General features: G+C 39.9%; 10 protein-coding genes. 9 read left to right on the forward strand and 1 reads right to left on the reverse strand.

The features are described 5' to 3' along the window. Nucleotides 1–11: 11 nt before the first annotated feature. From GGR21_RS00200 to GGR21_RS00215, 4 genes are all read left to right on the forward strand, one after another. The gene (locus tag GGR21_RS00200; RefSeq protein ID WP_183305133.1) at nt 12–1,835 is read left to right on the forward strand and encodes a RagB/SusD family nutrient uptake outer membrane protein; all 1,824 of its coding nucleotides are present in this window, start codon (nt 12–14) and stop codon (nt 1,833–1,835) included. 37 nt (nt 1,836–1,872) lie between these two features. Continuing rightward, on the forward strand, nt 1,873–2,712 hold the full coding sequence (locus tag GGR21_RS00205; protein ID WP_183305134.1) for a discoidin domain-containing protein: 840 nt from the start codon (nt 1,873–1,875) through the stop codon (nt 2,710–2,712). Nucleotides 2,713–2,785: 73 nt separating this feature from the next. Continuing rightward, complete coding sequence (locus tag GGR21_RS00210; RefSeq protein ID WP_183305135.1) at nt 2,786–4,765, forward strand: DUF3472 domain-containing protein; 1,980 nt, start codon at nt 2,786–2,788, stop codon at nt 4,763–4,765. 35 nt (nt 4,766–4,800) lie between these two features. Further along, entirely contained in the window at nt 4,801–6,225 is a 1,425-nt protein-coding gene (locus tag GGR21_RS00215) for a Gfo/Idh/MocA family protein (protein WP_394353463.1), read from the forward strand. A 435-nt stretch (nt 6,226–6,660) separates the two neighbouring features. Here the strand turns inward: GGR21_RS00215 and GGR21_RS00220 are convergent, their stop codons facing one another. Continuing rightward, nucleotides 6,661–8,037: an alpha-L-fucosidase gene (locus tag GGR21_RS00220; protein WP_183305137.1), complete on the reverse strand. Its 1,377-nt coding sequence runs from the start codon at nt 8,035–8,037 to the stop codon at nt 6,661–6,663. Between the two features lie 575 nt (nt 8,038–8,612). Between GGR21_RS00220 and GGR21_RS00225 the strand changes: the two genes are divergently transcribed. The 5 genes from GGR21_RS00225 (at nt 8,613) to GGR21_RS00245 (ending at nt 17,060) form a co-directional block, all read left to right on the forward strand. Further along, complete coding sequence (locus tag GGR21_RS00225) at nt 8,613–9,170, forward strand: RNA polymerase sigma factor (RefSeq protein WP_183305138.1); 558 nt, start codon at nt 8,613–8,615, stop codon at nt 9,168–9,170. Nucleotides 9,171–9,224: 54 nt separating this feature from the next. Then, nucleotides 9,225–10,301, forward strand: a complete 1,077-nt coding sequence (locus GGR21_RS00230) for a FecR family protein (protein ID WP_183305139.1) — start codon at nt 9,225–9,227, stop codon at nt 10,299–10,301. Between the two features lie 140 nt (nt 10,302–10,441). Further along, nucleotides 10,442–13,846, forward strand: a complete 3,405-nt coding sequence (locus tag GGR21_RS00235; RefSeq protein ID WP_221232863.1) for a TonB-dependent receptor — start codon at nt 10,442–10,444, stop codon at nt 13,844–13,846. A 5-nt stretch (nt 13,847–13,851) separates the two neighbouring features. Next, nucleotides 13,852–15,687, forward strand: a complete 1,836-nt coding sequence (locus tag GGR21_RS00240) for a RagB/SusD family nutrient uptake outer membrane protein (RefSeq protein ID WP_183305140.1) — start codon at nt 13,852–13,854, stop codon at nt 15,685–15,687. Beyond that, nucleotides 15,681–17,060, forward strand: coding sequence for a BT_3987 domain-containing protein (locus GGR21_RS00245; RefSeq protein WP_183305141.1), 1,380 nt, complete (start codon nt 15,681–15,683; stop codon nt 17,058–17,060). Before GGR21_RS00240 ends, GGR21_RS00245 begins: the two co-directional genes overlap by 7 nt. Nucleotides 17,061–17,169 lie beyond the last annotated feature (109 nt).

Below are 17,169 nucleotides of genomic sequence, written 5' to 3' on the forward strand. Positions count from 1 at the left end.
ATGAAACAACTATGAGAATAATAAAATATACATTGAGTACCTTATGTATTCTGCTGGCAACGGTAAGTTGTGGACTGGACGTAAAAATGTATGACGGAATTATTGCAGAAGATTTGGACCCCCGTAACATCGGTGAAGTATCGCAGGGTACTTATCGCCTGCTAAAACATGATTCAGGAATTATTGATTACGGATATTATTTCTGGAATTTCGGTGCCGATGACCTGTCATGGAGTGGTACTTCTACGGGAGGCACGTTTAAAATATACGATTACACCAGAAGTAAAACCAGCACTATAACCGAATATGCATGGGAATTGGGTTACCGTACGATCGGAAATTGTAATTTGGTGATTGAAATGGCGGAGAGCTTTGGTAGTGATATCACTGCCGAACAGACTTTGATGATGGGTGAGAACTACTATATCCGTGCTCTGTGCTACTTTCTGCTGGTTAATGAATTCGCACAACCGTATTCAAACAATCCGACAACAAACCCTGGCTTGCCGTTGAAACTGGATAGTGACCCTGATCCTGAGAATTTGCCTCAAAGCCGTTCTACAGTTGCCGAAATATACGATCAGGTAGAAAAAGACCTTCTTGCGGCAATTGACTATCTGACACTGCCTGGCAGTGGCACACCCAAGTCGAACATATATGCGACTAAAGAAGCGGCGCAGGCCTTGCTGGCAAGAGTATACCTCTATATGGAACGTTGGGACGATGCTTACACGATGGCTGATGCTGTAATCAAGTCGGGACGTTTCGAACTGGAAACAGGCAGTCGTTATATTATTTACCCTCAGATTGTTCCTGAAGAAAATAAAGAAACCATATTTGCCGTACGCCGGACTATCAACATCGATGATGACACATACAGCCGTCCGGGTGGTATGTATATACGTATCGATAACAACGGTTGGGAAGAAATAGGACCTTCATCCCGTTATCTGGAACTTCTGGAACTATATCATAGCAGCGGAGATATGCCTACAGATCTTCGCAGCAGATTTATTGTCAAAAGATATGTAGAAGACGGAGCCTCAGACTATTCAGTAAGCGGATACCCCGACAAAGTTTATGAAAACTGGTGGTTTGTCTATGGCCGTAAACAATCCGGAGATAATGCCCATTACGAATATGGCAAGGTATACGTAACAAAACAAGCGGATGGTACATTTAAGATTACCGATTCGGGAGTAGCTGCTACTTTCAAGAGTGATATCATACAATCCGAGACATACAACCTTGGCGTACGTTACTATGTAGTAGGAGCAACAGACAATACCAAATACATCGGACGTATCGAACCTGAGACCTATGATGCCAATACTAAACGTGGGAAAGATTCCCGTAATTTGGTATATGCCATCAATAAGTGCTCGTATCAGGAGCAGCGGCTTCATTTGTGGTCACCTGTGATTTCCCGTCTTGCTGAAATGTATCTGATTCGTGCCGAGGTCAATGCAGAGAAGGGTAATACTCAACTAGCACTGGACGATGTGAACATTCTTCGCAACAGAGCTGGTATTCCTGAATGGACTATTGCAAATATGGCGACAGCAGAAAGGGATGTAGATGGCAATTCTACAGCTAAGGATATCAAGAAAATTGTAGAGGAAGAGCGTATGCTTGAACTGGCATGGGAAGGACACCGCCGTTTCGATATATTCCGTAAACGCCAGACTCTGGACAGAAAATATCCGGGAGCACATACATACATGACAGCCGGAAGTAATTTCCTAGAAGTGCCATACAATTCTTCTGCCGTATGCGAATATATTCCACAGGCACAGTATGACACTTATCCGTATCCTTTGGAACAAAACCCTTAATTAGATCAGATTAATAACTTAAATATTGCATTTACATATGAAATCAATATCATATATATTATTAGCTTTTTTATTGATCGCGGTATATGGATGTAAAGAAGAAGACCATCCTTATGTAGGCTATATAACTGTTGAACGTGCGGTTGTGGATGCGGCCGGAGGTTCTGCAACAGTAACTGCCGAAACAGATATTAATTCATCCATCGAAGTGTCGACGGATGCCGATTGGGTCACAGCTACATCTAATGGCAAGCAGATTACTGTTACTGTTAACGAAGCCAATCCTAATACTGAAGATTTCAGAACAGCGACTGTCAATGTAAGATGCGGCTACCGCATTACTACATTTACCGTCTTGCAGAAATATGAGGGACAGGAATATCTTCAGTACGACTGGAGTTCCTGGACTGCTATCGGTTCCGACGTTCAGGCCAGTGATGGTGGTGGTTATACAAGTTTATTTACAGAAGACCGTACGACTTTCTGGCATAGCCAGTACAGCCCGGCGTTAACTGATCCTCTTCCGCATTGGCTGGTTATCGACATGAAGCAAGAGTTGGAGGTTTCAATGGTCAGGATTGGCCGCAGGCATTATACCGCTAATGGCAACAACTATCCTACAGTGAAAACTATGGAAATTTATGTCGGTACTGATGGAGAGAATTATTCTAAAGTTGGCGAATTTACTTTTGCGCTGCCTTGGACTGCTCCCGACGGAACTATCGTTACAGGGAATAGCCCTTTGGTTCCGGGCTATGAAGATGTAATGATGCCGGAAATCGTAACTGCACGTTATGTGAGACTAGTAATTACGGAGACTAACAATACCGCTGGTACTTGTCAGGTTTCGTACTTTAAGGCATTCGAAAAGATATAATACGTTTAATTAAATATGATAAGTGAGGTATCCTTCGGGAGCCTCACTTATTCGTTATCAAGGAACACTTACAATGAAAAAAATGCTGTTTATTTTTTTACTTTTAACATATTTTTGCGCGTGTAGTAACGATACCTCACCAACCCTCACAATAGAAGGAGATCAGGAGATGATATTTGATCAGCAAGGTGGCGAGCAGGTCGTTTATGTTAGTGTCGAGAATATTACCCTGACAATGGATGAGTCTGCAAAAGAATGGTGCCAGCCCGTAGTGTTTGGAAAAAGGATCATCGTTTCAACAACTTATAATAACACACAATCGGATCGGAAAGTGGATATTACTATCCATGCCGGACAGAGTACATCCGTACTGTCTGTTGTACAGAACGGGATCGGGACTATCAGCCTTGATGAAAAACTGGTAGTATCCGGAGGAGAAGCTTCGAGCGAACATACACAATACGAAGATACCGGATTTGCAAACTCTTTTGACGGCGACCTGACTACTTTCTGGCATACAGACTGGAGCGCAAGTCCTCCTCATACAGCGACTTACAATCTGCAAAATGCTGAAAAACTGGATTATATTATGTATTATCCGCGTTCAGGCGGAGGCAACGGTACTTTTGGCGAAGTGGAAATATATGTTTCTACAGAAGAAGTACCCGGGTTTACCAAAATAATAACTTACAATCACGGGGGATCGGGTAGTGCCTCCAAAATCACGTTGCCATCACCGGTGCAGAAACCGAAGGCTGTTAAATTCGTGATCCTGTCGGGAAGCAATGGTAATGCCAGTTGCTCCGAAATGGAATTTTACTCCTCAACAGGAGGTACGGTCTCTACCAAAGATATTCCGTTAGGAGGAAACTCTTATGTTACTTCGGGAGGTTCTGACGGCGGTAGTGTCACCGATGCCGGATTCACATCATGGACATCTACGTCTACGGTATTCAGTACTTTCTTCCGCGTAAATAATTCCGGAGACCTGATATTATATCTTAAATACAGGGCCGATGCCGATGGAAATATTATTCAGGCTGAGTGTAAAGGGGAAAAATTTGAAGTGACTTTGCCGAAACCGAAGACCCGTACGGATACAGTCGTATTCCTGGGCGTTATTCAAAAGGTAGATCCCGGTTATGTGCAAGTTGACTTTAAGGGGACAACTCTCCGCGGATCTACGTTTGCCACAGCTACTAATCTAATGGTTGGAGGCACTTCAACCCAGAGCATGAACTATGTTGGTGATTTCTCATACTATTGGGGGCGCAGGGGGCCTTCTGTCCATATGGGATATACTATTCCATCGGGAGAAACTGCAGAATGGTTATACAATGAGGTAACCGTACCTGTCGGTTTCGATCCGCTGGGCTCGTATTTTATGGCTAATGGCTTCTCGGAGGGATATTTTGGTATGCAGGTGAATACTGCAACCGAAAGGCGTGTATTGTTTTCGGTATGGAGCCCGTACGAAACAGATGATCCGAGCCAGATACCTGAAGAAGACAGAGTGAAACTCATCAGGAAAGGCGAAGGTGTAACCATCAATGACTTTGGTAATGAAGGTTCGGGTGGGCAAAGTTATCTGATATATGACTGGGTGGCCGGAAATACCTATAAATTTCTTAACCGTATCAGACCTATCGAGGACAGTTATTCGGAATATACAGCCTATTTTTATGCGCCGGAACTGGGCAAATGGAAACTGATAGCACAATGGAAGCGTCCGAAGATACAGACATATTATACAGGAGCACATTCGTTCCTCGAAAACTTCAACAATGATATGGGACATCTTACACGCAAGGCATATTACAAGAATCAATGGGTATATACGACTGCCGGAAACTGGGTAGAGCTTGTCAATGGAAGGTTTACAGTCGATGCCACCGGAAGCCCGGGCTGGCGAATGGACTACAAAGGCGGTACTGAAGAAAATGGTTTCTTCTTGCAGAATTGCGGATTTTTCAACGACTATGTAGCTCCTGGCAGTGCTTTTGAACGGAAAACAGGTAGCGTGCCATCTATAAACTGGAGCGAACTGGAATAATCCTAAGCATTCTTATAGTCAAAAAACAATTTAAAATTATAACAATGAGAAACAATTTATTTTTACTCAGCCTCTTCATGCTGCTTAGTTTAGGGATCTCCTCACAGGGGATTATTAAAACCCCTGTTCCGTCGCGTCCTTCAGGACAAACCGATGTTTTAGAACTGCGATGCGACCCTCTTCCTACCGTCCGTGTCGGTTTTATCGGGTTAGGTATGCGTGGCAAAGGCGCCGTAAACAGATTTATGGCCATAGAAGGCGTTGACATAAAAGCCCTCTGCGACCTGGAACAATACAATCTGGATGGGATGCAGGAATCGATAGCCCAACAAAACCGTCCCGAAGCAGAAGAATATACCGGGCAGGACGGATGGAGGAAATTATGTGAGAGAAAAGATTTAGACCTCATATATATCTGCACCGACTGGCTGACCCATACTCCTATGGCTGTTTATGCAATGGAACAGGGAAAACATGTTGCCGTAGAAGTCCCTGCCGCCACGACACTTGATGAGTGCTGGCTGCTGGTCAATACAGCAGAAAGAACACGCCGCCATTGTATGATGCTAGAAAACTGCTGTTACGATAAATTCGAGCTGGCCACCCTGAATATGGCCCAACAAGGCATTTTCGGAGAAATCGTCCATGTAGAAGGCGCATATATTCATGATCTCCGTTCCTTAAATTTTAATTCCCGTACATCCCGAAAAGAATCGTATGAACCGGGAATCGGCCAGACCAAACAGAAAAGTCCTGGACTGACAGGCTACTGGGACTTCTGGCGAAAGAAATACAATATAGAACATACGGGCAATGTCTACCCGACCCACGGATTAGGTCCTGTTTGCCAGATACTGAACATACATCGCGGCGACAAGATGGACTATCTTGTATCAGTCTCATCCAACCAGTTTGGGATGAGCGAATACGCAGAAAATCGTTTTGGCAAAGACTCCCCGGAAGCACAACAAGATTATAAGATGGGCGATATGAATGTAACTCTCATCAAAACACGAAAAGGCAAAACCATGATGATCCAGCACGATGTGACCAGTCCGCGTCCATACAGCCGCATCCATATGGTTAGCGGTACACAGGGCTTTGCCCAGAAATGGCCATCAACCCAGATTGCGTTAAACAGTCACAGCGCCTTGCCGAAAGCAAAAATGGACTCAGTCCTACATGTTTATGAACATCCGTTTTATAAAGAAGCGGGCGAACAGGCAAAGAAACTGGGCGCTATCGCCCATGGTGGTATGGACTATATAATGGATTACCGTTTGGTGTATTGCCTGCGAAACGGGCTGCCTTTAGACCAGGATGTCTACGATGCAGCAGAATGGTCTTGTCTAGTACCCTTGACAGAGTTATCAGTGAATAACAATGGATCCCCTGTCGAAATCCCTGACTTTACACGGGGTGCATGGGATAAAATAAAAGGTCTCAAATTCGCAAAGTAACGCTCTTTCTTCATAACACTGCTTAGACTACGAACTGGTTTATACAGCAGGAAAACTTGAATGTTCGGGTTTTCCTGTCTGTTGACCAGTGTTTGTATAATAATACTCACCCGCATTTTTGATTAAATTTTTTATTGATTTATAGATTCAAATACTCTTCCCGCTTTCACTTTGGACGAGGGAATTTTAAAGTAGGTTTCGGTTATCCGATTGTATTTTTCTCTTAAATCAATCGACTTTTCAGGGTTGCATTTGAGGTTTGCTTTGTCAAAGTTTCGTGATAACCAGCGGCCTGTTCCCGGATGTCATATGATGAGTTCTATGATGTCCCTTTCTTACTGAAAGGTTTGAAAAGGACATTTTGTTATCCAATGCAAGAGAATAAACAGGGTTTTAGGATGAATTAAAGCAGAACGAAATAAGAGATAACCGGCTCTATTCTAAAAATAATTCTATAACAGGCACTTCCACATTCGGTCTTTCTACAGGAAGCGAAAGTATCAGATCATTCTCTCTGGATGTCTCTGTTGTATGGCTACCTTCTTCGGTTTGCGTGCGGAATTTGATCTCCGATGCATCGTTAAGTAATTGCGCATATTTGAATTTACCTTTATAACCAGGTAAATGCAGTGATTTAAACGGCCATTCGAGCACATGAATATATATTCTTTTCTTTGATGGATTATATGTAACAAGACAATTTTGCGGAGCTTTAAAATCTTCGGGAGCCTGTGTACATCCATAAACAGACCGGCTGTGGTATTTCATCCAGTTACCTATTCCATCCAAACGCTCATCTGCGCGCTCATCAAAAACTCCACGGGCTGTAGGCCCCACATTTAATAACAGGTTACCGCCTTTGCTTACCGTTTCTATTAACATTACTACTAACTGATGAATACTTTTCCATGAATATTCATCACGATGATACCCCCATGCGCCTGAAAAAGTTTGGCAGGTTTCCCATGGGACACGCTCTCCCTGCACTGTCGGCCATTCCTGTGGCATAAACTGCTCAGGAGTTACAAAATCCCAGCCCCAATCGGTATGATTAAGATCCATCCTGTTGTCAACCAGAATATGGGGTTGTAGTTCACGCACTATTTTTAATAATCCTTCCGAGTCCCATTCTTTATGTCCTTTTCCATTCTCCCCAGGATATGAAAAGTCCATAAACAATTCATCGATGCGTCCGAAATTCGTCAACAACTCCCTTAATTGGTCTTTCATATATTGCTGATATTTTTTCGCATCTCTTTTCGTATTTTCTTTTTTACGTTCCTCGCTGTCTCTTGGTGTAGGCGGATGAGAATGATCGAATGGAAAATGAGGATGATGCCAGTCGATGAGGGAATAGTAAAATCCTACTCTTAAGCCCTCAGCACGTATAGCTTCCACTAATGGAGCGATAAGGTCTTTTCCGTAAGGGGTATTCGTTACTTTATAATCAGTATATTTTGTATCCCACAAACAGAATCCATCGTGATGTTTTGTTGTAATCACTACATACTTCATCCCGGCTTTTTTAGCTTTTTTCGCCCATTCTTTCGGATTATACAAGTCCGGATCGAAATGATCGAAGTATTTTCTATAATCGGCTGGGGTTATTCTTTCATATAACTGGATCCATTCATGTCTTGCGGGTAGTGAATAGATTCCCCAATGGATGAACATACCGAAGCGGTCATGTGTCCACCACTCCATTCTTTTTTCCTTTTGTTCTTTTGTTTCTTTCGCCCACGATGGGGTTTCCTGAGGGTACATTCCATTTGATAGTAACAATAGAATCAGAGTGATAATGATGTTTTTCATAAAAAAATGGTTAGGTAATTAAACGATTATTATTCTACAAACAGTATACTCATAAAACGACAATTAATATAATCACTACTCACTTTTGTTGATGTTTTTATTATAATTGTTAAAAGTTGACAATTATCAATCGCCGAAGCGTAGGCGAGGCAAAGTTGACGCATATTTTAGTTTTTATATTCTTGTCATCCTGATACATGAAGGACTCCTCTAGATACTTCGCTTCGCTCCAGCACGACAGAGAGTAAAACCTGACAAACTTTACATATTTTATTGTCTAAATTCTTCATTTCTTTCATTGTCACATCGGCATATTGACACATTAGTTCATTGTTTATCTCATTGATAAAGTTTCTGGAAAAAAATGCAGAATTCAATCATTACCGTTTCTGTAGAGGTTCTATTCTTTAACTTGTTTTTTTGACCATATTTACTAATCTTCTTTATATTTGTATCCGGATCATAAGTATATGATTGCAATATCACAAATGAAAGCACCCATTTTTATTGCCAAAACATAATCTTGTGGCTGAAATGATTAGACACTTTTTGGTATACTTTGAAAAGAGAATTTAATGGACGAACTGGAACTTTGGCAACAAATCGTAGATGGCAGAAAAGATTCTCTGGAAATAATCTATAGAAAATATTATGATCTGCTATTCAATTACGGGTTAAAGATATATTACGAAGAAGATTTGATAAAAGACTGTATTCAGGATTTATTTGTAAAGCTGTACAAAAGTGACTCTTTAAAACCTACTCTTAATGTACGCTCTTATCTTCTCAGAGCTATGAAAAACATCATTCATGATAGATTATCGGCAAAGCAATATAATATAGTAAGCATGGACGATAATCAATTTGAAATGAGCATCAGCGATCATGATCTCGAAATACTCTTCGAAAAAAATGACGATGATCTTTTGCTAAGCAAAAAGCTTATGGAAACCTACAATAATCTGCCAAAGAATCAGAAAATGGTAATTTATCTCCGTTTTATTAAAGGTTTCTCATATAAGGAAATTGCCGAAGTAATGGAGATCAACAAGCAATCGTCTATGAATTTAGCATCCAGGGCATTAGCGAATATTCGAAATAAACTATCTAAACTTTATCTCTTTTTTTTCTAAATAAGCGAGTATATTTTCGATTTATACCCGTACTAATTATACACTATTATTAAAATGACTAGCGAAAAAAATAACATACAACATATAGTCCGTCAATTAATCTTCTTTTTCAGAGATAAAGAAAGAAAAACAGATCAGCAACAACTGGACGTATTATGGGCTGATGTAAAAAGAAGAGCAGAACAGGAAAAAAGCACCAAACGACGCCGTCTTTTTATCTCTATCGCTTCTTCGGCAGCTATTTTGTTGGGAGCATTCCTGTTAATAAAGAATATGGGATTGATAAATACAGACTATACTGATATCAGAAAAATTATATTTGCAGATGATCTGCATCCTTATAACGTAGAGGACATCACATTGATAACTTCCAATAATCAGGAATTCATATTGGAACAAGTTTCGGAAATAACCTGCTCCGATGAAGGAACCATATCTTTTAAATCCGGTAAAATTGTGCCAAAAAGGAGTGAAGAGAAAGCAAACGGCTATAATAAGTTGATTGTCCCAAAAGGGAAAAGGATCCAGGTGATATTGTCCGATAGCTCTAAATTATGGATAAACTCGGGAACACAGGTCATCTTCCCGACCACTTTTGACGGGGAAAAAAGGGAGATATTTGCCGATGGTGAAATATATCTTGATGTAACCCGTGATACTAAAAAACCTTTTATCGTAAAAACTGATAATTTTGATGTTAAGGTACTTGGAACTTCTTTTAATATATGCACCTATAAGGAATTAGTCCCTTCCGTCGCGCTGATAAACGGCCATGTAATGGTTGAAGATAATAAAGGTGGAAAAGCTGAATTACAGCCAAATCAACTAGTTACGATAGAAGAAAACGGTATAGGAAAGAAAAGGGAGGTAAATGCGGCAGAATATGCCGGCTGGACTGAAAACCTATTGATCTTGCGTGCCGAAAGTGTTGAAAATGTATTGAAAAGGCTATCCATATACTATAATGCAACTTTCGAGGTCGATGAGGCTGTAAAACATCTGCCTATATCCGGTAAGCTCGATCTGAAGAATGATATAAAAGATATAATACGGATAATTTCGAAAACCGTGCCGATTACATATACAGAGAAGAATGGAAAATTAATAATAACCAAACAACAATTGAAATAGTAAAATGTGAGAACCTTAAGAATAAAATCGTATATACCAGAGATATGAAATGAAACCGGACAGCAGTGCTAGTACCGTCCGGAGTGAATTTCTAACTTAACATTTGGATGTATATAAATTAAAAACACACATACAAATGTATGAAAAACCCTTTTAATAGTGCCGGATTAGTATATAAATTAATATTAAAGGGAAAATACTTACTAATAATTCAATTTGTTTTAAGTATATCTTCTTTTTCTGCTTCACTGAGTGCAGGAGAATTTTCGTATGCACAGAATAAAAGAATGACAATAAAGGCCTATGATAAAACAATTAAGGAAATTTTCTCATTGATAGAAAAAAGCAGTGATTTTCTATTTATTTACAGCGAAAATCTTCCCGGGTTGAATAAAAAAATATCCCTTTATGCCGAAAATGAATCTATTGAAAAAATATTAGATAAGCTTTTCAAAAACACCAATCTGACATATGAAATAGATGACAGGCAAATCATTATCAATGAAAGTAAAAAGAAAGATATTCCTGCCTCAAAGAAAGCTCCGGTCACGCTCAAGGGGAAAACAGTAAAAGGAAAGGTTATTGATGAAACAGGGACAACCCTTCCAGGAGTAGCGGTAGCAGTTGTAGGAAGTACACGTGGTGTATATACAAATACTGATGGTACATTTGAAATAGAAATAGATAATTCAGACAAACTAAAATTTTCTTTATTGAGCTATAAAACTCAAACAATATCTATAAAGGATACCAATTCTGAGCTACTCATAGAGATGATACCCGAAGCCGGTGAGCTTGAGGAAGTAACTGTTGTAGCCTTCGGTAGCCAAAGAAAAGAAAGTGTTATTGGAGCTATATCTTCCGTTTCTCCGGAATTCTTACAAAGTCCGGGAGGTCGATTAAGTAATAATCTGGCCGGACAAATAGCGGGAATAGTATCGGTGCAAATATCGGGAGAACCCGGAATGGGAGCTAACTTCTGGATAAGGGGGATCAGCACCTTCTCTCTTTATGATAAACCGTTGGTTCTTGTCGATGGCATCGAGCGTTCTCTGGATCTGATCGATCCCGAAGATATTGAATCGTTTTCGATATTGAAAGACGCTACGGCTACAGCCGTTTATGGAGTAAGAGGGGCGAATGGAATAATACTGGTTACTACAAAAAAGGGGCGTAATGGGAAGTTCAGGATCAATGTCAATACAGAATATGGGTTCCTGTCCCCGATCAGAATGCCCAAACTAGCAAATGCAGGCCAGTGGATAGACTATTATAATGATATAAACTATGATTCCAGCGGGCGTATTGTTTTTACAGATGAGATGAAACAGAAATACCTGAATGGTAGCGATCCTGACCTGTACCCGAATGTAGACTGGATGGACGAAATATATAAAGATGTGACCACCAGCCAGAAAGTAAGCCTTAATATTACGGGTGGAAGTGAGCGGGTAAGATATTATGTTGCAGGATCATATTATAACGAAAATGGAATCTTCAATGCCAAAGTAGGAAAAGAATACAATCCGTCATTAAAGTTCAGTAGATATAATTTCCGTGCAAATATTGATATAAACGTAACACCTACAACAGTCGTTAACTTAAATTTATCGAACCAATACGAAACCAAGAACCGACCGGGAAATGACCGGATTTGGAATCATACTTTATTCACAACACCGATCTCTATTCCTACCATATACTCGGATGGTACTTTAGCTCAATCCCTGATGTCGTCTAATCCATGGAATATACTGAATGTATCAGGATATTCACACGATTTCTGGAATTATGCCCAATCGTTGGCCGGAGTCACACAAGACTTTTCAAATATAATAACAAAAGGACTGACTGCCAATGTGAAGTTTGCCTGGGATGCGTATAACTCGGCCACTCTTGACAGAAGAAAATACCCTACTACCTATTATGCCTTAGGCAGGGATGATAATGGAAACCTTATCTTTCATCAGAATAACGAAGGTAATGATTATGTCGAACTGGTAAGAAGTAACAGAGGCTCCCGTTCTATAAACCTCGAAGCTTCCCTCACATACGACAATGCCTTTGGCAATCACAGAGTAGGTGGTTTATTTCTATTCAACATGAGAGAGTATACCGATAATTTCCCGGATAATTATATCGCGTCATTTCCCAACAGAAACCAGGGAATTGCATTCCGGGGTACCTATTCATACCGGGACGCTTACTTTGTTGAAGGTAATTTCGGATACAATGGCTCTGAAAATTTTGCCCCGGGCAGAAAGTTCGGTTTCTTCCCATCTATTGCTATCGGTTATCTGATCAGCAATGAAAATTATTTTGAGAAAATAAAACCGGTAGTATCCTTATTAAAATTAAAAGGTTCGTATGGCCAAATAGGAAATGATAAAATTGGAGGAGACCGCAGATTTGCTTTTAATACAGAGATGAATTGGCTGGGAGGATATTTAGATGGAGGATATTTATTCGGTAGTTCAGGACAAAACAATATAGGTGGAGTTACTACCCGTTATATTGGAAACTCCGAGGTTTCCTGGGAAACTGCAAAGAAAGCAAATTTCGGGATTGAGATCGAATTTTTTGACAAACTAAAAATATATACTGATTTTTTCCATGAAAAACGGGAGGGGATATTTATCGAGCAACAAAAAATACCGTCCATAGTCGGGCAAAGCGCTGTAGAATATGTTAATCTGGGAAAAATGAAAAATCAGGGAATAGATGGTTCTTTAGAATATATACAGAAATGGAAAGACCTTTCTATTCATGGAAGGGCTAATTTTATATTTAACCGGAATAAAAAATTATATGACGATACTCCTACCCCTATATGGCCTTACAGATCATCGGCCGGATTTTCCCAAAACCAACAAACCGGCCTTGTCGCCTTAGGGCTTTTCGAATCGGAAGAAGACATACAAAATAGTCCAAGACAGGATTTTGGGCCTGTCAGGCCGGGCGATATAAAGTTTAAGGATATAAACGGGGATGGTGTTGTCGATGTAAATGACCAGATCGCCATTGGCTACACCGACGTTCCCGAAATAAGTTATGGCTTCGGGGTATCTGTGAAATGGAAAAACGTAGATGTGTCTGTATATTTTCAGGGAAATGGCAATGTCACCAAATTTATAGGTGGAGCGCCAATATTCGGACAAGAAGGAAATATTCTTTATGTAGGACAAATCTATGCTGATGTTGCAGACAACAGATGGAGCCTGAAAAATCCTGATCCGAATGCAAAATATCCGCGCATGTCGATGACCTGGAATACGAATAACAATCAGAATTCGACCTTCTACCAGAGAGATATGAGTTTTATCCGTTTAAAAAATGCGGAAGTAGGTTATACAATACCGCAATTTCTCTCCAAAAAGCTTGGATTATCGTCTGTCAGAATATATGCACAAGGCGTAAATTTATTCACCTTCAGCAAATTTAAGTTATGGGATCCGGAGATACAGGATATATACCTGTACCTCCAGTATGGAAATAGTTATCCCCAAATGCGCACCATTAATTTCGGAATAAATATCAGTATATAACGGCTATGAAAAAGTTGATAAAATACATATATATATTGCAGATAATATTATTATCGTCTTCCTGCGAAAATTATCTGAATGTCGAACTTAACGACCAGGTATCCTTCGATGGGATCTTTGCCAAAAGAAAAACCACAGAAGAATATTTGGGTCATGTATATTCCTTCATCCCTAACGAATACGATCCTCTGGGCACAGAAGGAAGTGTTGTTCCCAGAAGCGATGAAGCTTCTTTTTCATGGAAATCCATCGCCTATCTCAACTATAATAACGGTTCATGGGGGCCGTCAAGTGGTTACTATGTCAACTGGGTTTACTGTTATCAGGGAATCAATCAGGCGACAATCTTTATTGAAAATGTCCACAAATGCCTGGAAGTAACTCAGGATGTAAGAGATATAATGCAGGCAGAAGCCCGTTTTATCAGAGCATATATGTACTTTGTGTTGTTTCGCAAATACGGGCCTGTTTACGTTTGGGGAGACAGGATGCCCGATAAATCTATCGGTCCGGCAAGTGTTGACCGGCATCCCCTCGAAGTGAATGCAGATTTTATCCTGTCCGAATATGATAAAGCAATAAAAACATTACCCTTAACCATCGATTCTGATCTATGGTTCGGGCGCATTACCAAAGGAGCGGCTATGGCTGCTAAATCGAGACTGACATTATATCTTGCGCGACCTCTGTTCAATGGATGCGATCTGTATAAAGGAATGAAAAATAAGAACGGAGAATTTCTGTTTCCTCAGAATGAAGATCCTGATAAATGGGAAGTTGCGGCAAAAGCGGCAAAAGATATAATTGATCTGAACCAATACTCACTATATGAAAATACATCTGAATCTGACCCCTTCAAGAATGCAATCAATTCTTATATGGGGGTTATTTTCCAAAAATGGAATAGTGAGATCATATGGGGGCGCTATCATAACGACGGAAAAACTTACAATGTCAGAACCGCACCTCCCCGTGTGGTGAGTGAGGGATACGGAGGTTTCTGTCCTTCCATAAAGCTGGTCGATACATATCCGATGGCTGCATCCGGCAGATACCCTGTTACAGGTTATGATACCAATGGGAAACCTGTCATAGATCCGAAATCGGGGTATATAGAAGATGGCTTTGTATATCCCTGGACCCATCCCATAGATTCCTATACTGCCATAAAAGCTCATAATAGTTGTATTGGGCGCGATGCCCGTTTCTATGCGTCAGTTTTAGCGAATGGTATGTACTGGATAAACAGGTATAAAGGAGATAAGCTGGTAACATTTTATACAGGAGGCACTTCTACTTACGATGAAACACGAGATTGTGTGAAAGTCGGCTATCTATGGCGGCGTATGAGCGATCCGGCAAATAATATAGAAGAAGCCCAATGGGGAGAATTCTGCTGGCCGATGTATCGTCTGGCCGAAATATATCTGAATTATGCAGAAGCTTGTAATGAGAAGCCTCAACGGAATGAAGATGAAGCTCTAAAATATTTCAATAAAGTAAGAAACAGGAGCGGATTGAATAACATTGAGGAAGCATATCCTGAAGTGATAGGAAACAAAATTCTCTTAAGAGACTTACTTCGGAAAGAAAGAATGGTAGAATTGGCTTTCGAGAATCACCGCTATTATGATATTCGCACATGGATGATTGCCGGAGAAGAATCCAATGGGATAGTCTATGCCCGCAATTTATTAGCGACGAATTACGAAGACTCCTGGGTAAGAACGGATAAGATATTCAAAGAGAAAATGGTATTCGAGCCTAAACATTATCTGTTCCCTATTCATCAGGATCAATTGGCCGAAATGGTGAATCTAACTCAAAACTACGGATGGTAAAACGATTAAAATACGTCATTCTGAAAATCTGCTTCATCTTTGGTGTTATGGGCTTCATATATTCCTGTGCCGAAGATTCAAGGTTGCATAATATGGTAGATGATTCCGTTTATCTAAAGGATTCTCAATTAAATATCATTTCAGTATTCAACTGGGGTGATTTCAATTATAAACTTGTTGTTGTAAAAAGCGGAATTGGTCAACGAAGCGCAAGTGTAGAGTTAAAAGTAAACGAAGCTTTACTCTCAAAATATAACACAGAGAATAATAAAAATTATAAAGCACTTCCTTCTGATTATTATGAAATAAAAAATTCAAAAGTAGTCTTTTCTAAAGACGATTATCTTGATAATTTCGAAATAATTATCAATTCCTATAAATTAAGGGAATTATTGGAAACAACAGGGCAACAGTATGCAATCCCTTGCGAAATAGTTCTTTCCAATACATCCATCCAGCCGGCATTCGAAAAAGGTCTGTATTCTATAGTCGTACCCGAGATAAAAGAACCATATATTCAGTTTGATAAAACCGGACTGGTACAGCCTGTGATAAATATGAATCCTGCGTCAGAAAATATTGTATCTAATAATTCTCTGGTAAAAATAAATTACTTCAACTCATTCGGGGATATCAGGTTCACTATCGATATAGACCCTCAGGCACTTGAAGATTACAATGCTTCGGTAAGTGAGGATCAACAGATAAAAGACCCAGTCATACACCAGGATGCAGTCAGATTTCAAAAAGACAGCTGGCTTATTTCCAATAAGAATAATGAAACATACGCATTCTTCGATATACTGAAAGAAGCATTTTTTAAAGATGGAGAATACCTGTTTGGCAATTATATTTTACCTCTGAAATTAACAACGGTAAACATGTTCAATATAAATCCGGCTCAACGGACACAACTTTATCAGGTATCCTTCCTCCCTCAGAACCTTGACCGGTCTCTATGGGAGGTAATAGAAGTATCCAGTGAAGAAATAACCGACGGGGGAGGTAAAAATTCCATTCTTGACGGTAAGCCGGAAACGTATTGGCACAATAGATGGAGAAATAATGAAGCTCCACTACCTCACTATCTTATTATAGATATGAAGAAAGAATATCAGATTCTTGGATTTGAGATAATAAGACGTTTGGATTACCCTGATACCAAAGTAGTTAAACTGGAGTTAAGTCTGGACGATAAAACATATAACGAAGTTGGACAGATGGATTTCGGCCCCTCTGATCTAAATACAGAAACGACAATGTCTATATCTGTTACCCCGGTAAGGGCTCGGTATATAAAATGTATTATTACCGAGAGCAACCGGCCCCCGAGTGCCAGCATCGCAGAATTAAATGTAAAAGGATTAGAATAAATGCCTGTAGGATGAGTATATATTTATATTGATCAGAATCTTCAGTCAGCATTCTTTTAACAGAGAAAGGTCTTTCTTATTCGCAAAATTGAAAACCTAGAAATGTAAA

The organism is Dysgonomonas hofstadii (assembly GCF_014196915.1).
GTDB classification, from domain to species: Bacteria; Bacteroidota; Bacteroidia; order Bacteroidales; family Dysgonomonadaceae; genus Dysgonomonas; species Dysgonomonas hofstadii.